Origin of the sequence: Streptomyces sp. NPDC048211 (assembly GCF_043202315.1) — a bacterium.
Lineage (GTDB): Bacteria > Actinomycetota > Actinomycetes > Streptomycetales > Streptomycetaceae > Streptomyces.
This window is the reverse complement of the sequence record NZ_JBIDAD010000003.1, coordinates 61,327-76,660: the sequence shown is the minus strand read 5'-3', so window position 1 is coordinate 76,660 and position 15,334 is coordinate 61,327. Positions and strand designations below refer to the sequence as shown.

Sequence of the window (15,334 nt, the reverse complement as noted above, 5' to 3'; positions counted from 1 at the left end):
GCTCCGGCTGACGGGGACGAAAGCGCGGTGCCCGCCCCTACCACCGGGGCGGGCACCGCGAGATCTCAGACCCGCTCGAGCCGCCAGAGCTGCGGCTGCTGGCCGTTGCAGGTCCACTGCTGGACATTGGCCCCAGCCGTCCGGGACCCCTGGGCGACGTCCAGACACTGTCCGGCGGACGTCACCACCAAGCGGTAGTACCCCCGCCCGGCGTTCTCCAGCCGCCAGTCCTGCGCGGCCTGGGCATTGCAGTACCACTGGCGTACGTTCGCCCCGGGCGCGGCGGAACCGTTCTCCACGTCCAGGCAGTGGCCGCTGTTGCGTCCGGTGAGGGTGAAGGCGCCACCTCCGCGCGCACGCAGGGTCCACTGCTGCGGAGCCAGGCCGTTGCAGGTCCACTGCTGGACGTTGCCGCCCGCGGCGCGGGAGTCACCGGCCACGTCCAGGCAGTGGCCGCTGTTGGCGTTGACCAGCCGGTACAGCGCCCCGTCCACGACTCCGGCCGCGTCACCGCTGCCGGTGACCGGGCCGGTGGCCACGTACGGGCGGCAGACGGTGCCGTCCCAGTCGGTCGCGATCTGCAGCACCGTCCGGCCGTCCGCGGAGGGCAGCAGCGGGGAGCTGTAGTTCGGGCAGTAGGTCGCCGTCGGCGCGGTGACCCGCACGGGGGCCTCGATCTCGTACCACGGGCCCGTGCCGTTCTCCGTGTTGGCGAGGATGGTGCGCCCGCTGTCCGCGGCGGGTGTGCCGTCACGGTTGAGGAGTTGCTGGCCGACGAGCAGGATCCGGCCGTTCGGTCCGCCGCCGGGCGCGGGGGCCCAGGCGATGGTGGGAGCGGCCCGGAAGTACTTGCCGTCCACGGTCTCCGGACGGAACCCCAGTGAGGCGGGGTCGCCCCAGTCCCATCCGTCCGGAGACGTGCGGTAGTGCACCACGCACTGGTACTGCCCGCCCGGATTGCAGATCTCGTAGCTCATGAAGTACGTGCCGTTCGGCAGCTTGCGCACCATGGGCATGCCCGGCCGGTCCGGTTGCCAGCCGCCGGCCACCGTGTCGCGGCGGTCCTGCCAGTGGATCCCGTCGTAACTACGCGCGGCGGACAGTTTCTGACTGTGGGCCGGATCCGTCTCGTCGGCATAGTGGCAGACGAGTGCGCCGTCGGCGGCAACGGAGAACTCCGGTTCCCACAGGCCGCCCGTCCCGGTCGCCGTGGCGCAGGAGGACAAGTAGGACCAGGTGCGGCCCACGTCGCCGCTCCGCCACACACGCAGGGCCATACGCCGGTCCGGCTCGTCCTGCCCGGCCGAGGCGGCCCACAGGAGCGTGCCGGGGGACATGGTCCCGATCTGGCGGGGGAGCTCGAACAACGTGGAGCAGCACAGCCCCTGCCCGGCCGCCGACTCCGGATCGGCGACCCTGCCCACCTGCCGGAAGGTCGCGCCGGCGTCGGTGCTCTCGTGAATGGCGCCGATGCCGTTGTTCCCGTCGAAGGTCACGACGCTCGCGAGCACCCGGCCGTTGGCGGCGCCACTGTGCTCCAGCCGGATGGCCCTTGGATAGAGGCCGGTCCCGCTGCCCAGTGGCGTGCCGGTGGCTGCGGCGAGGGCCCCGGAAGGACCGCTGACCGAGGCGGTGGACGTGACGGCAGATGCCGGCGCGGCTGTGGACGCGGCGAGCAACAGGCCCAGCACGGCCGCGAGGACCGGCAGTAAGGCACGCATCGTCCCACGGATGCGGCGGCCGACGGTCGTGGGGGAGGGGCGCGGCGGGCGGGCGGCGAACGAGCGCTGGTTTCCGGAACGGGGTGGTCGGTGTAAGGAGAGCACGGGGTTCCTTCCTCGGGGAAACGGAGGCGTGACAGGCGGCCGGGATGTGTACCGCGGCGTTCGGCATCTCGGAACTGCTCAAGGGCGCGCACTACGGGCGGGAGTGGTCCCCGCGGGCCTACGAACGTGCTGACGGCGTCACAGTAGGGCCGCATGTACATCGATGTAAATAAGGGTGCGTCCCCTGTTGTCGGCTCATCCGGTCCAGGCGGACGCCGCCGGTTCCGGACCGGTGGCCGCCGCGACGAAGGGGCGTCGCACCGCCGTCCCGCGGCCTGCGAGCCGTCCCCCAGGTGAAGCCAGTCCACCTCGCCCGCCGCGAGCACGGCCGGGAAGCCGACTCGTGACCAGATCAGGAACCTGCGGTGGGCGGTCGACCGCGACGGTCCCGAAGCACGGAAGGGGCGCCCGCCAGGGGCACCCGTTGACCAGGACTTAGATGATCACCGCAAAGAGCGGCTCACCAGGCGTGTCCTGAGTCCTGACGCCTTGTGCCTGCACCTTCGACGGCGGGATCAGCGGCTCCGTGATGTCCCACAGGCCGTCCGGAACAACCCAACTCCACGTACCCCGCCGCATGCTCGGGCTAGCGCGCCGAACCCACGTGGGACACGGTCTTAGCTCAGGGCGAATTTCAACGCGGGAACCGCAGAACCGGAGTTGCTCGCAGGGACCTTCCAACGGAAGGCGGTGCCGTCGCCGTCGACGTAGATGAGCGTGCCGCCCTTCTCGGCTGCGGTGATGTCGAAGACAGCCACGTCCTGGTGACCTGTCTCGGCGGGAAGGGCCGCCCCGCCTTCGCTGAATCCGATGGGGGCGACCTCTGCCGCGGCCTTGCTGTTCCTCGCCGTGAAGGTGTGTCCATCGGCGGTCTTCCATCGCCAGCCGCCCTGTTCGGCGGTCGTCGTCACACGCGACTTGGTCCGATTGCGCGACTGGTAGTTGACGACAGCGAAGAGGCCGTGTTCCGGCGCGCCGAATCCAGTGCTGTCGACGTAGACGACGGTATCCGCGGTGATCTGGGCATCCCCTCGGCCTCCGACACCTGCGGTGTCCGCGCTCTGCCCCAGCTTCAGCGTGGGCTGCGGGCGAGGCTCGGGTGTACTCCGGTCGTCGCCTGCCGTGCAGGCCGTAAGGCTGAGCCAGCAGACGGCCGTGAGCGTGGAAGCGGTGGTGAGGTGGCGCATGATCCCCCCGGTAGGAACAGGCAAAGGAGGTTGATCTTGCCATAGTCGGAGAAACTCCGGAAGAGGGGCGAGCAGCCGTGACCAGCCTGCGAACCCGATGCAGATCGTCGTTCTTTGGCCGTCTTCCAGCCGGTCTGCGCGGCCAGGCCGAGCAGTTCCCGGTGGCGGGGTGCCGGGGCGAAGCCCTCGCCCTTGCGGATGCCCAGGGCGGCCAGGACGCCGTGCATGTAGGGGTCGACCGTATCCGTGCGGTCGGCTTGCACGAAGGCGTTCAGTGTCTCGAAGGGGAGAAGTCGCGGGGGTAGAGGGCGTTCGACGGGGTGTCGGAGGCGTGCGCGAAACGCATGGCGGGAGCGTCGCCACGCAGGGGGTGCAGGCGGATGCCCTCGATGGAGGCCACCCCGGGTGACAGGTCGTCGACCGAGCTGAAGAATCCGCGCAGCAGGAAGTGCCGGGCAAGGATGAAGTCGAAGTCGACGGCCTGCACCAGCAGGGCGACCAGCCGCAGGGATCACGTCGACCCGGGCTGGGGTTCCTCGTTGTCGTAGGCCGCAAGCGCGGCCTGGCGGCATTCCAGCAGGTCACTGAGGTCCTGGTGGGTTACATGCTGCTGGCCCAGTGCCACCATGGCCTTGGCTTCGACCGAGGCCCATGCGTGCCGGGCGCGCTTGTTGGCGCGGCGCCTGGTGTCGCTGTGCAGGAAGCCCGCTCCGGCCGCGAACCCGGCAGAGGCCAGAGCGGCGAGGGCGGCGGGAACGCGCACGTCCGCCGAGGTCAGTCCTGCTGCTCCCGCCGTGGCGGCGAACAGGGCTGCGGGGAAACCAAGGACGATGTCCGTCCTGGCCCAGAACTCGGCGCGGCGGTGGGCGAGCTTTCTCTGGCGTGTCGCCTCGTCTCTCAGCCGTTCGATGTCGGCACGCAAGCGGTGCGTGAACCCGGCCGGGCTCAGGCGCGTGGTTTCACCAGCGGGAGTAGCCATGAAAGCATTCCAACACGTCTGCAACACAAGGTACTTGGTGTGCCTCTACAGGCTTCGGGCACGGCGGACGTGAGCTTCCCACAAGGCTGTGTCGCGTAACGGAGGCCCGTTCCGGCGGAGGAGGGCCGCAGCTCCGTCATCCGCCGGCTCGTTCCCCAGGTACGGGTACGGGCACAGGTACAGGCACGAGCAGAGGAGGCGGCGCAGGAACTGCGGCACCCGGAATCTCCGGAGTTCCTCCCGGGTGTTGCCGGTCGCGGTCGCCATCGGTCAGATGTCGGCCGACGGGGCCCTGGGGCAACCGCATCCGTTACTCGCCGGAGTGAGGGCGGCACCGTGTGCGGGGTGCGGGGTGCGGGGTGCGGAGTGCGGAGTGCGTGCGGTGGGTCCTGTGGTCACACGGTGTCGTGGTCGGAGGCCCGTTCCTCGGCCAGGGCTTGGGCGTACGCGGCGGTCATCCGCTCGGAGGCGGGCGGCAGGGGGCTCTCGGGCCGGGCGATACCCAGGTGGCGTTCGCGCAGTTCGGCCATGAAGTCGTCCCAGAATTCCGGCCCTGCTGCCAGGAGCCATTCGGCGCCGGCCTGCCTGTCCGGGGTGGTGGGGCGGTGGCGTACGCCCCAGGCGCCGATGTGCGCCAGAGTCGGGACAAGCTGGATGGCGGGCTCGGTGAGGCTGTAGGTGGCGCGGCGGCCGGGGCCCGGGTCGTCGCGGGTGAGCAGGCCCGTATCGACGAGCCGTGCGAGCCGGTCGGCGAGGATGTTGGAGGCGATGCCTTCCTCTGAACCTGCCTGGAGCTGTCGGAAGTGCCGTCGGTCCCCGAAGATCATGTCCCGCAGTACGAGGAGTGTCCAGCGGTCCCCGAAGACCTCCACGGCGGCGTTGATCGGGCATGCGGAGCGCGGCCCCGAGTGACCCTCGGCCTGCGGTTTGACCTTCATGTCGTCCTCTCCACGCTACCGCTTGCATTTTACCAGCACCCTTGCCTAAGGTCGGGACCGCTTGCAAAGCGCAAGCGGTCCCGAGGGGGTAGGTGCCATGTCCCGCAATAAGCAGACCGTCGAGCGTTACCTTGATGGCTTCCGTAGGAACGACCATGCCCAGATCCTCAGTTGCCTGACCGACGACATCGAGTGGACCGTCTACGGCGCCTTCAACCTCACCGGCAAAGAGGCCTACGACGCCGCGATCGAAGGTCCCGGCTTCGTCTCCCCGCCGAAGCTGGAAGTCGTGCGCATGATCGAGGAGGGGGACGTGGTGATGGCGGAGATCGCCGGCAGCGTGGCCGTGGGCGACGAGAACACCGTGATGCGCATGACCATGGGTGAGGTGTTCCGCATGCGGGACGGACTGATCTGCGAACGCCGCGCCTGGGTGATCCCGCTCAAGGAGAACGACTACCGCTGAGGGATGCGCGGCAGTGGGGCGACTCGGTGTTGTCAGCCGCTGCGCGCACGCCGAGAGGATCAGTGCCCCTGCGTCAGTCGCCGCCCCGCGTATGAACCGAGAACCACGGGCTGACCTCTGAGACACTCACATGCCGGTCACCGGACGTCCGTGGGGCCGCGCATGCAGGTGGCGGAGGGCCGGTCGGCAAGCAAGATCAGCACCTCATCGCCGTCGCGCGGCGGGGTGTCGTAGCGAGGGAGTGCATCGCTGGCGCCGGTCACCGCATAGCGGGCGTCCTGTTCCTCGTCAGGACTGAGGGTGGTGGGCACTCGCGACACCGCAACACTCACCGGCGCGCAGCCTGATGTTCCCGTGGTTTCAACCGGAGTTCCATCACTCCACCCGGCCCGTACAGTGTTCGGATGAAGGACGCTCTGATCAACGAACTCCGCACCGCGTATGACGCCCAGCTCCGTGGTGTCACCCCGCCCGGCGGCAATGCCCGCATCGAAAATGACGGCCCGTTGACCCGTGTCGTCGGGTGGCACCGTGGCTTCGTCACGGGCCCACGCGACCTCGGTGTGTGCGGGGAAGAACTCGAACCGCTCATAGCGCAGCAGCGTGACTTCTACGCTGCCCGTGGCGAGGCGGTCGAATGGAAGACCCGCGCCCATGATCTCCCTGCCGACATCACCGACCGACTCACGGCGGCCGGCTTCGTCGCCGAGGACAGCGAGACCGTGCTCATCGGCCAGTCCGCAGACCTTGCCGCCGACCCCGTTCTGCCCGACGGCGTCACGCTCCGCCGTGTCACCGCCAGATCGGACCTTCAGCGCATCGCCGCTATGGAGAGCGTCGTCTGGGGCGAGGACTGGAGTTGGCTCGCTGACGACCTGACCGCCCGGATCGAGAACGCCCCAGAGAACACCATCGTCCTCGTTGCCGAGGCACGCACCGAAGTCGTCTGCGCCGCCTGGCTGGTGTTCAAGGAAGGCATCGACTTCGGCGGCCTCTGGGGTGGCTCGACGCTCAAGGAATGGCGCGGACAGGGCATCTACCGGGCCATGGTCGCCCACCGAGCCCAACTCGCCGCCGACCGTGATGTCCCCTACGTCTACGTCGACGCCTCAGCGGACAGTGCCCCGATCCTCACCCGCCTTGGACTGCACGCGGTCACCACGACGACGCCGTATGTGTGGTCACCCTGAGCTCAGCCGGCCTTGGCGAGCTCTTCGGCTCGTGCGTGGGTACTGGCGGGGCGGTAGGAGTCGTCGCCGGTCTCGATGACGGTGCCGTTGAAGGTGAGGCGGTCGACGCCGGCCGCGCAGAGGCGGGGGTCGGTGTCGTTTTGCTGCCTGCCCCGTAGGGATGTCCAGGGCAGGCCACCGGAGCGCTGCACACATATTCTTCAGATTTCCTTCACGCCGCAGGCACATGTTTCGGTAGGCTCCAGCACGCTCTGTCCGTACCACTGAGGGGGAATCCTCATGAACACCCGTCACGCCATTGCCGGCGCCGCGGCTGCCGCTTCGGTCATCGCGCTCGGCCTCACCGCCGCCGCTCCTGCGCAGGCAGCCGAGTACTCCTCAGCCCTGAAGATCAAGGGTGTCCAGTACGACGCACCGGGCAAGGACTCCAACAAGTGCTCGGGCGGCAACAGCAAGAGCGAGTACCTGACGATCAAAAACTACTCGCGCACGACGACCGTCAATCTCAAGGGCTACGTCGTCAAGGACGCCACCGGCAACAAGTTCACCTTCAAAGCGTCCCACTACCTTCAGCCAGGCGACTACGTCAGCCTGCGCGGTGGACACGGCACCGATTCCGACGCCAAGAACGTCGCCTACCGCCAGAACTGCAACTTCATCTGGAACAACGACAAGGACACCATCTATCTCTACAAGACGTCGGGCGCCCGCGCCGACGTCCACTCGTACACCAAGAACGCCAACGACCGCGACGGCAACGGCTACATCACTTACCACGGCTGATAGCGCTGATGGGGTGAGCGACGTGTCCGTGCCGACGGTCGAGGTGGCCGGGGATGCGGGCACCGGTCAGATGTAGTGCTGACACCTTGCCCGGCATACTGGGGGAGTAGATCGCGGATGACCTCTGCCCGGACCGTTCGCTCCGGAGCCCAGTTGCCAGTTGATTCGGGGTGCTCGTCCGCCGACTGACGAGCATCAACCGGCCCCCGCGGGGGAAGGCCTGAGAGATGTGCCGTTCGGAGGGCTCAGCTCCGCGTTATCCATGTGCGGGACCCTGTTGGTCGGCAAAACCCCGTTGCTCGGGCCCTGGAGATCACCCCGTGACGGCTTTGAGCGGGGTGCCGGGTCGTTGCCGATCGGTGGTGTGAGCTGCCCCGTTTCGGTGGTCGACCGGCGACGGAATGGGTGCCGGCGCCCCCTTTCTTGCGCGCGGTATGAGAACCGTCCACACACGCTCCTGCCCCGTCGAGCCGGCCGGGTTCAGCTGCGCGAGGAGGACGCGGTGCAGCCGGTCGAAGTCCCCGTCTGCTGCTACCGGTCCGGCCGCCGCCAACGGGTCTGTTTCTGGGCGGCCTGTCCGACCAGCACATGCTCCCCTTCTGTGAGCATGGTGGGAGGGTGAGAAGAACGGTGCGCGCTGTGGGCGCGGCAAGTGTGGAGACGGTCTGGCAGCGGTACGTCCGGACAGCGGCCTGGCCCATGTGGGCTCCGCAGATCCGGGCTGTGGAGACGGAGGCGGAGCTGCGAGCGGGCATGCGTGGTCGGGTGGTGCCCGTGGCGGGGCCGAGCGTCGCCTTCGTCGTCGAGGCCGTCGACCATCAGGCCCGAACCTGGCGGTGGCGGGTCCAAGCAGGTCCGGTGCGCATGCGTCTGTGGCACGCTGTCCGGGCCGGCACGCCGTCCGGCACGGAGACCGAGCTGCGCATCGACGGCCCTGCCCCGGTCGTATGGGCGTATGCGCTGCTGGCGCACCGCGCGTTGCGCCGTCTGGTGGACCAATGAGCCGGCCATGACGGGCCGTGCCAGGTGACGGTCTGAACTATTGATCATGAGCGCGCGACAGTCGCGGACTCTGTACGCGCCGAAGGCCGTCGGCCCCGGTCAGCGGGCCCGGCACCGAGGCGGCCAGCACCCACACCGCGGGGTCTGTCTCGTTCCGCCGGCCGTGGCAGGCAGTCCGGCCGGCTGTACATGAGGCAGTGCGGTGGGAGAGATCATGCCTTCGGGACCATCGATCCGGCTCTTGGTGATCTTTCCGGGAGCGGACCGTCCGACGGTGGCGAATCGGTGGCCAATGTGCCGTGCGTGCTCAGGGCTTCGGCTTCCTCCGGATTACCGCTGTACCGGCTTCCAGGTCCACCCCCATGCGGGGTGGCGTCCCGTGCAGAGCGTCGTCTTTCAGGACCTGTTGCTCCCCGCGGTGTTCGATTTCTTCGCGCTTCGCCGAGTTGAGGAATGCATGCAGCTCATCGGCGACCGAGGCTCCCACGCCCAGCCCATGACACGGTGTACGGGACGCGAGGGCATGTCGCAGCTCATTGGGTCGCCCCTCCGCAGAGGCCTCGGTGCTGCGATGCAGTGTGATCGCTGCTCATGTGGATCAGGTACTCCCCTCGAACCCAGCGCGGCTCTCACCAGTTTGTCGGCCTCGGTCGACTCCGGCTCTGCTTCGCCTGAGCGCCTTGGCCGGCCTGGTGCCGGGGGGCGCCCGGCCCTCTGGAAACTGTCGGGATCGGCTGCCCTGGTGGGGTGTTGGCAGATGGCGACAGATGGCGGCACGAATGATCTGAATACTTAGCTCGATCGGGGCGCTAGGGCCGTTTTTGCCCAAGGGGCGGAGCGCCGATGCCGATGATCTTGGTCGAGGTGCCTTCCGCCCTGGGGCCGATCCGGCCCGGGGCGTCTTTTGCAGATCCTGGAGGATCCATGCGACACCCTGTCTCCCGCCTGCGCACCCGAGCGCTGGTCATGGGGCTCACGCTGACAGCGGCCGCAGTCTTGCCCTCGGTCTCCGCCGGCGCGGCTGACCAGTACGTGTGGGCCGCGCTGGGCGACTCGTACACCGCCGGCGGGTTCGTCGGTGACCCGCTGCCCGCGCTCGGCGACCCGTCGCGGGACGGCTGCGACCGGACCACCAACGCCTATCCCGACGTCGTCGACCGGGAACTCGCGGAGTTCCCCCCGGGCAAACCTGTCCACCTGAACAATGTCAGCTGCGGCAACGCCACCATCGCCGACATCGCCAAGGACAAGCAGAAGCCGATCAGCCCGGTCCAGCCTCCGGCCGACGGCTGGCCCGAGGTGGACCCGCAGATCAAGCGGGCCAACCTCAACGACGGGACCGACATCGTCACGATCGGCGTCGGTGGGAACAGCCTCCCCTTCGGCGGCATGCTCCTCAAATGCCTCGAAACAGGCACGGTCGGGAAGTCCTGCCGCGAGCACTACACCAATCCCCCCGAGGGGGAGGAGAGCATCGAGGATAAGCTCGCCCGGGTCCAGGACGAGTACATCGAGATGCTGGCCCAGGTGCACGAGGCAGCGCCCAACGCCAGGGTGATCACGGTCGGTTACCCGGCGGTCCTGCCGGACCGGAGCAGTGACTGCAACCGCCTCTCCCTCACCGAGCTCGGCCCGATCACGCACGCCGACGTCGACTGGCTCCGTGACGACGTCCTCAAGCAGCTGAACAGCACGATCCAGCGGGTCACGGACTTCTTCGGCGACCGTTACGTCGACGTCTACTCCTCCAGCGTGGGCCACGACGCCTGCCAGCCCGCAGGCACCAAGTGGGTCGAGGGGATCTGCGGCGACGCCGAGGACTACTGGCCGTCCAGGCTCCCCGGCACCCCGCTCAACTGCGGGCCGATCGGCAAGCGCGTCACCCTGGTCCACCCCAACGCCGAGGGCCACGCCAACACCGCTGCCCACGTGGAACGGGCCATCCGCATCGCCCTCCTCGAACGCTGATCGCACGGGGCCCCGGCACCCCGCGGGGAAGCGCGGCCCTCTCCCGCGGCGCCGCTCTGGCACTCAGCCGGACGGTACCGGACGGGGTGCATCGACCAGCGCGCCGTCCGGTACACCGGTTCCGACCCACTGACGTCCGTGGGGCGGGGGCGAGGCCTCACCCTCAGCCCCGCCCCGGCACCCTACGCCGCCGTGGCAACCACCACATCCTCGGCTTCGGCCCGCCCTGCGTGGCCGCAACAGAGTTCCTGCCGACCTGCTTCCCGGGGCCACCGTCCGGGAAGCAGGTACCCCGGCCACACGTCCGGGTGAGGGAGATGCTGACCCAAGGTGTCGCAGCAGTGCCGCATCTACGATCCGGATCATGGAAAGAATTCCGTACGACAAGGCGCTCAGCGCCGCCGCGACGTGCATCGCCGCTGAATCCGGCGTCCCGGAAGACACGGTCACCGCAGACAGCAGCCTCCGCGTACTCCTCGACACGCGGCAGTACTTCCGCGTGCTGACCCACCTGGGACATGACCTGGACGTCGATCTTCGGTACCAGGGACACGAGCTGCCGGAAACCGTGGACGACCTCGCTCAATGGATCGTCAGGGAAACCGCCCGCTGACCTTCCACCCCGAAGCGGTGCACGATGGTGCCGCTTCGCCCGCCCCACCGTCACGCCCCGGCACCCTACGACGAAGCCCGAAGAGAGGGATGCCGCGGATCGCGAGGCGTCTGGAGTACAGCAGCCGCGCCTCCTCACCGCCATCTAGAGGCGTCGCTGGACGACGGCCTCGGAGTCGACTCGACGGAAGCCGAAGCGGCGGTTGACGGCCAGCATGGCGGTATTGGTGCCGGCGACCCAGGTGTGGACGCGGGTGCTACCGGGGAACACCCCCACCAGCCGGGCCAGGTTGGTGGCCTTGAGAGCAGCGCCGAGGCCGTGACCCCGGTGCGCGCGCAGCACCAGGGTGTCGCCCTGCAGCACCTGCCCGTCCTGGTCGGCCATCACAAGGATCAGCGTGTAGCCCGCGTACTCGCCACCCGGCCCCCTGGCCATGGTCACGACGGGGGTGAATCCCTGCTTCACGTGCCGGCCCTCCGCCACACGGACCCGGGCCCCGTCCCACACCGGGGGCTCCACGTTGAGAGTGCCGGTCGGCACGTCGCGGCCCATCGCGGTCCGCTGGGCGGCATAGGCGGCCAGGTGCTCCTGTGGGCAGGGGCCGACCCAGCCGGTCAAGGAGTAGCCGTCCCGGACCGGCGCGGCGCCGTCCGCCGGCAGCGGCAGCACGTAGTGGTCCTCGCCGTGTTCGACGCTGAAGCCGTGCCGCTCGGCGAAGCGCAACCCCGGCGCTCCGTCGGGGCCGGTTCCGTCGGGGACCGGGACCTCGCCGAACAGAGTGGTGCGGCCCTCGGCCCGCGCCACGTCCACGGCGTGTTCGAACAGCAGAGCGCCGACGCCTCGGCGTCGATGGCCTGGCGGCACGTCGATCTCGACCTCGGCGACGTGCCGGTTCTCCGTCAGCGGGAACTCCAGCAGCAGGGCCCCGACGACGGCCCCGCCCTCGTATGCGGCGACTGCCCGGACCCTGCGCGGCGCGGCCTCGCTCCGGTCGCGCAGCCGGGGAGCCAGGCTGCCGAAGGAGTCGACGAGGGGATCGGTGCGCCCGGCCACGGCCCCCTCCCGGAAGCATGCATACCAGGCACGCAGCGCGGCGTCGTCGTAGGGATCGACGGGGTGGACGGTTGTGGTCACGAGGGCTCTCCAGGATCAACGGCAATGGAACTGCCACCACCTATCCCACGCCGCACTGCCCGCCAACAACGGGTTTTGCCGCGCCCCTCGATCCGTCACCGGATCACACGGCGAACAGTGTGTCGTCACTCACCGCACTCCCTGACGGGCCAGATCAACGGCCGTCATAAGTGACGACAGCAGGGGAGAGCGTTAACGACCACACCCCCGGGAGCAGCGAGCCATGACCGACGCTCCTCTGCATGGCACTGCTGCATCGTGGCGGCTGTGCCGCCTACCCGGAGCAGGCGGGGGCTCGTCTCCCGGGAGTACGCGACAGTCGCACTGGCGGATCCGGACATCTAGGGTCTTTCGGTGGGTTCACGGGCCGCTGTCGTGCGGGTAGTTGCGGGTCCTCAGTGGTCAGCCGTCGTTGTCCAGGTGGAGGAACTCGTGGAAATGCGGATGCTCATTGGTGAGCTGGTGAGCTGGTGAGCTGGTGAGCGCCAGGGCCCGTGCGTACTTCTCGTCCCAGCCCTGAGCCCGGACGAGATGTCCGGGCTCAGGTCCCGGTCGCCCCCGTGCAGGTCAAGGGGCCAGGGCCAGCCCTGGCCGTCTCTGCCGTTGAAGTTCACGTTCCGATGAAGCTCACGGTTTCCGTCATGTCCGCACGCACGGTGCGTAGTTGCGGGACACCCTCCTTCTCGAAACCCACGGAGACGCCGCAGAACAGCACGAGCCCGCCGTCAGCGCCGACTGCCCGGCTGACAGTCTCCCGGTACACGGTCCACATCACCTGGGGGCAGCTGTGCAGCCCCTCGGCCCTCAACAACAGCATGACTGTCTGCAGGTACATCCCCGCGTCCGCCCACTGTCCGGGCCCCATCGTCCGGTCGAGGTAGCAGAACAGTACGGCCGGCGCCCCGAACGCCTCCGAGTTCAAGGTGGCGATCTTTCTGGGCCGGTCCGGGTCGTCGCGCTCGATGCCGAGCGATTCGTAGCGCTGGGCGGCGGCAGCAGTAAAACGGTCCAGATATGGCGAGGCCAGCCCGTCCGGGTACATCGGGTACTCACGCTCGTCGCCCGGGTCCCCCGCGAGTGCCCTGGCTGTCGCGGTCCGTTTGAGTTCCGCCAATGGGTCACCAGTCACGACGTACAGGTGCCACGGCTGAAGGTTCCCGCTGGACGGAGCTCGCGTCGCTGCGGTCAGCACTCGCTCGAAGATCTCCGCGGGCACTGGCTCATCGCTGAATGCCCGCACTGCCCGGCGACTGTTCACGGCCTCATACACGTCCATGTCTTCGCGTCCTCTCATTTAATCGGGCCCCCACCGCATTCAGACGTCAGCACCGAGCGGTCACCGCCGGAACCGAGAATCCGACGTGGGCGCCAGCGGCGGATACAGCGTGCTCTTCCTATCGTTTGACGAGGGCGATGACGGTCACGACGGCGGTGACGACCGCGATGATTCCACTGGATGCTGGGACAGGTGTGACGCCGTAGAGGGCTGCATGAGATGCCTCAGTGCGCAATCGGCCCCGAGCTGGGCCCCCGCAGCTGGCACCGCAGTAACGGGGCCTATCCCACCTGTAGCGGTAGCCAACGCGCTTGACGAAGCCCGCGCGCCGCCGCTAAGGGCTGTCCCGCAATTCCTGGTGGATCAGCGCGCGGCGTCAGATGCGGTGCATCGCAAGGCGGAGGGGCGCCCGCATACTGGATGTATTCGGGCGTTTCGACAACGCGGCGAGGTGCCGTAGCTGTCGTCGTGCGCCCGCCAGGAATTGCGGGACAGCCCTTAGCTGCACGTCGAGACCACCGGCCGTGGGCACGGTCGTTCACCCGCAGGTCCACATCGTGAAGGTTCGCGCACTGGTACGTGTCCCCACCGAGCTGTCCCTGGAGCTGGAGCAGACCCGCGAAGAACTCGCAGCGGCTCAGCAGGCCCCGGATTCCGGGCCCGCGAGACACCGGACGAGAGCCCGATTGAAGCTGGGCCATCCCATGAACACCGCCACGAGAAGACCGCAAGGTGACGCTCGTCGGGGACCAGCTCCGCGCCGGGCACCATGTGAGGTGACCACCATGGTGCTGCGGTATCCAGCTGCCCTGGCGTGGTGTCGCTAACGACCCGCATTCTCGCTGGTGGTGGACGGGCTGTCGCTGTTCTGGGTGGCCGCCCACGAGGCGAGCAGGCGCAGTCCCTCTTCGGAGGGCGAGCCGGGTTCGGCCGTGTAGATGGTGAGGGTGAGGCCGGGTTCGGCCGCCATTTCGAGGCCCTCGAAGGCGAGGGTGAGCTCTCCGACGGCCGAGTGGTGGAACCGTTTGGTGCCGGTTCCGTGGTGCCGGACATTGTGGGCGCCCCAGCGGGTGCGGAATTCCTCGCTGCGGGTGGACAGCTCGCCGACGAGGTCGTGCAGGTCCTTGTCGTGCGGATTGCGCCCGGCTTCGGTGCGCAGGATGGCGACCGCGACGTCGGCGAAGAGGTCCCAGTCGGGGTAGAAGCGGCGCGAGGCGGGGTCGAGGAAGTTGAAGCGGGCCAGGTTCGCCTGGTTACCCGGGGCGGCGTAGACGTCGGTGTAGAAGGCATGGGCGAGCGGATTGGCTGCGAGGATGTCCATGCGGCCGTTGCGGACGAATGCGGGACCTGCGGTGATGGCGTCCAGGGTCCATTGCAGGCTGCGGTGCGGCCGCCACTGGTCCTTCGTACGCCGTCGGCGGGGGCGGTTGAGGACGTCGGATCCGTCGGCGGCGTGGGCCAGGTTCAGCAGGTGGGCGCGTTCGGCGTCATCGAGCTGGAGGGCCCGGGCGAGGGCTTGCAGGACGGACGGGGAGACGCCGGCGAGGTTGCCGCGTTCGAGCTTGGCGTAGTACTCGACGCTCATGTCAGCCAGGGCGGCGACCTCGCTCCTGCGAAGGCCGGGAACGCGGCGCCGGGGGCCTGCGGGCAGTCCGGCCCGCTCGGGTGTGATCTTGGCTCGCCGCGAGGTGAGGAACTCGCGGACCTCCTCGTGGTTGTCCATGCCTTCGAAGGTACGGCCTGCCCGGGGTGGGAGGGGTGTACTGCTGGTACACCCCTTGTCAGTGACTCGCTGCCCGCGCGGGATGGGGGTTACCTGGATGACGTGGCGCTCGGCGCCGCCCGTCACAGCGGGCAGGCCGGGCGCCGGTCCCTGGGCCCGCAGTCGGCGGAGTCGCTGACTGCGCCGGGGCCCATCACCCATTCGGATGCCTGCCGGAACCTTCCTGGTGCCGGCAGGCATCAGCAGGCA

At 68.8% G+C, this 15,334-nt stretch carries 16 protein-coding genes and 2 pseudogenes; 6 read left to right on the top strand and 12 right to left on the bottom strand.

All coding sequences use genetic code 11. The features are described from left to right. Positions 1-65 precede the first annotated feature (65 nt). The 6 genes and pseudogenes from ACGFZA_RS13225 to ACGFZA_RS13200 form a co-directional block, all read right to left on the bottom strand. Positions 66-1,826 carry an RICIN domain-containing protein gene (locus ACGFZA_RS13225; RefSeq protein WP_385272509.1) on the bottom strand — a complete coding sequence of 587 codons (1,761 nt, stop codon included), beginning with the start codon at positions 1,824-1,826 and terminating at the stop codon, positions 66-68. A gap of 335 nt (positions 1,827-2,161) precedes the next feature. Continuing rightward, a pseudogene (locus ACGFZA_RS13220) lies at positions 2,162-2,405 on the bottom strand (transposase); the annotation flags it as partial. Positions 2,406-2,443: 38 nt separating this feature from the next. Next, positions 2,444-3,013 carry a hypothetical protein gene (locus ACGFZA_RS13215; RefSeq protein ID WP_385272512.1) on the bottom strand — a complete coding sequence of 190 codons (570 nt, stop codon included), beginning with the start codon at positions 3,011-3,013 and terminating at the stop codon, positions 2,444-2,446. A 271-nt stretch (positions 3,014-3,284) separates the two neighbouring features. Then, complete coding sequence (locus ACGFZA_RS13210; RefSeq protein ID WP_385272515.1) at positions 3,285-3,500, bottom strand: hypothetical protein; 216 nt, start codon at positions 3,498-3,500, stop codon at positions 3,285-3,287. A 24-nt stretch (positions 3,501-3,524) separates the two neighbouring features. Continuing rightward, positions 3,525-3,992 carry a hypothetical protein gene (locus ACGFZA_RS13205; RefSeq protein WP_393678967.1) on the bottom strand — a complete coding sequence of 156 codons (468 nt, stop codon included), beginning with the start codon at positions 3,990-3,992 and terminating at the stop codon, positions 3,525-3,527. Between the two features lie 395 nt (positions 3,993-4,387). Continuing rightward, positions 4,388-4,930, bottom strand: a complete 543-nt coding sequence (locus tag ACGFZA_RS13200; RefSeq protein ID WP_385272521.1) for a winged helix-turn-helix transcriptional regulator — start codon at positions 4,928-4,930, stop codon at positions 4,388-4,390. A 97-nt stretch (positions 4,931-5,027) separates the two neighbouring features. On the opposite strand from ACGFZA_RS13200, the gene ACGFZA_RS13195 reads away from it, so the two are divergent. Further along, positions 5,028-5,396: a nuclear transport factor 2 family protein gene (locus ACGFZA_RS13195; protein ID WP_385272524.1), complete on the top strand. Its 369-nt coding sequence runs from the start codon at positions 5,028-5,030 to the stop codon at positions 5,394-5,396. A gap of 137 nt (positions 5,397-5,533) precedes the next feature. On the opposite strand, the gene ACGFZA_RS13190 is transcribed toward ACGFZA_RS13195, so the two are convergent. Next, the gene (locus ACGFZA_RS13190) at positions 5,534-5,707 is read right to left on the bottom strand and encodes a hypothetical protein (RefSeq protein ID WP_393678966.1); all 174 of its coding nucleotides are present in this window, start codon (positions 5,705-5,707) and stop codon (positions 5,534-5,536) included. Positions 5,708-5,800: 93 nt separating this feature from the next. Here ACGFZA_RS13190 and ACGFZA_RS13185 point away from each other — a divergent pair, with 93 nt between their 5' ends. Further along, positions 5,801-6,586 (top strand): GNAT family N-acetyltransferase, encoded by a 786-nt coding sequence (locus ACGFZA_RS13185; RefSeq protein ID WP_393678965.1) that lies wholly within the window; start codon positions 5,801-5,803, stop codon positions 6,584-6,586. 2 nt (positions 6,587-6,588) lie between these two features. Here the strand turns inward: ACGFZA_RS13185 and ACGFZA_RS13180 are convergent. Next, positions 6,589-6,723 (bottom strand): annotated as a pseudogene (locus ACGFZA_RS13180) (AAA family ATPase); the annotation flags it as partial. Positions 6,724-6,865: 142 nt separating this feature from the next. Here ACGFZA_RS13180 and ACGFZA_RS13175 point away from each other — a divergent pair. Both ACGFZA_RS13175 and ACGFZA_RS13170 read left to right on the top strand, forming a co-directional pair. After that, positions 6,866-7,369 carry a lamin tail domain-containing protein gene (locus ACGFZA_RS13175; protein WP_385272533.1) on the top strand — a complete coding sequence of 168 codons (504 nt, stop codon included), beginning with the start codon at positions 6,866-6,868 and terminating at the stop codon, positions 7,367-7,369. A gap of 639 nt (positions 7,370-8,008) precedes the next feature. Beyond that, positions 8,009-8,371: an SRPBCC family protein gene (locus ACGFZA_RS13170; RefSeq protein WP_393678964.1), complete on the top strand. Its 363-nt coding sequence runs from the start codon at positions 8,009-8,011 to the stop codon at positions 8,369-8,371. Positions 8,372-8,678: 307 nt separating this feature from the next. Here ACGFZA_RS13170 and ACGFZA_RS13165 read toward each other — a convergent pair whose 3' ends face one another. Further along, positions 8,679-8,858: a DUF6191 domain-containing protein gene (locus ACGFZA_RS13165; protein ID WP_385272539.1), complete on the bottom strand. Its 180-nt coding sequence runs from the start codon at positions 8,856-8,858 to the stop codon at positions 8,679-8,681. 437 nt (positions 8,859-9,295) lie between these two features. Here ACGFZA_RS13165 and ACGFZA_RS13160 point away from each other — a divergent pair, with 437 nt between their 5' ends. Both ACGFZA_RS13160 and ACGFZA_RS13155 read left to right on the top strand, forming a co-directional pair. Beyond that, positions 9,296-10,339 carry an SGNH/GDSL hydrolase family protein gene (locus tag ACGFZA_RS13160; RefSeq protein ID WP_385272541.1) on the top strand — a complete coding sequence of 348 codons (1,044 nt, stop codon included), beginning with the start codon at positions 9,296-9,298 and terminating at the stop codon, positions 10,337-10,339. Between the two features lie 364 nt (positions 10,340-10,703). After that, complete coding sequence (locus tag ACGFZA_RS13155) at positions 10,704-10,952, top strand: hypothetical protein (protein ID WP_393678963.1); 249 nt, start codon at positions 10,704-10,706, stop codon at positions 10,950-10,952. A gap of 144 nt (positions 10,953-11,096) precedes the next feature. On the opposite strand, the gene ACGFZA_RS13150 is transcribed toward ACGFZA_RS13155, so the two are convergent. The 3 genes from ACGFZA_RS13150 to ACGFZA_RS13140 all read right to left on the bottom strand — a co-directional run bounded on the left by ACGFZA_RS13150 (position 11,097) and on the right by ACGFZA_RS13140 (position 15,085). Further along, a complete protein-coding gene (locus ACGFZA_RS13150) occupies positions 11,097-12,086 on the bottom strand; it encodes a GNAT family N-acetyltransferase (protein WP_393678962.1) in 990 nt (329 codons plus the stop codon). 610 nt (positions 12,087-12,696) lie between these two features. Further along, complete coding sequence (locus ACGFZA_RS13145) at positions 12,697-13,362, bottom strand: nitroreductase (RefSeq protein ID WP_393678961.1); 666 nt, start codon at positions 13,360-13,362, stop codon at positions 12,697-12,699. Positions 13,363-14,185: 823 nt separating this feature from the next. Further along, positions 14,186-15,085 (bottom strand): helix-turn-helix transcriptional regulator, encoded by a 900-nt coding sequence (locus ACGFZA_RS13140; protein WP_385272553.1) that lies wholly within the window; start codon positions 15,083-15,085, stop codon positions 14,186-14,188. Between the last annotated feature and the right edge of the window lie 249 nt (positions 15,086-15,334).

Bases quoted from the DNA above. Each gene is read 5' to 3' on its own strand.
- ACGFZA_RS13200 (WP_385272521.1), bottom strand. From the start codon at position 4,930: ATGAAGGTCAAACCGCAGGCCGAGGGTCACTCGGGGCCGCGCTCCGCA.
- ACGFZA_RS13195 (WP_385272524.1), top strand. From the start codon at position 5,028: ATGTCCCGCAATAAGCAGACCGTCGAGCGTTACCTTGATGGCTTCCGT.
- ACGFZA_RS13140 (WP_385272553.1), bottom strand. From the start codon at position 15,085: ATGGACAACCACGAGGAGGTCCGCGAGTTCCTCACCTCGCGGCGAGCC.
- ACGFZA_RS13185 (WP_393678965.1), top strand. From the start codon at position 5,801: ATGAAGGACGCTCTGATCAACGAACTCCGCACCGCGTATGACGCCCAG.
- ACGFZA_RS13215 (WP_385272512.1), bottom strand. From the start codon at position 3,013: ATGCGCCACCTCACCACCGCTTCCACGCTCACGGCCGTCTGCTGGCTC.
- ACGFZA_RS13145 (WP_393678961.1), bottom strand. From the start codon at position 13,362: ATGGACGTGTATGAGGCCGTGAACAGTCGCCGGGCAGTGCGGGCATTC.
- ACGFZA_RS13175 (WP_385272533.1), top strand. From the start codon at position 6,866: ATGAACACCCGTCACGCCATTGCCGGCGCCGCGGCTGCCGCTTCGGTC.
- ACGFZA_RS13160 (WP_385272541.1), top strand. From the start codon at position 9,296: ATGCGACACCCTGTCTCCCGCCTGCGCACCCGAGCGCTGGTCATGGGG.
- ACGFZA_RS13205 (WP_393678967.1), bottom strand. From the start codon at position 3,992: ATGGCTACTCCCGCTGGTGAAACCACGCGCCTGAGCCCGGCCGGGTTC.
- ACGFZA_RS13155 (WP_393678963.1), top strand. From the start codon at position 10,704: ATGGAAAGAATTCCGTACGACAAGGCGCTCAGCGCCGCCGCGACGTGC.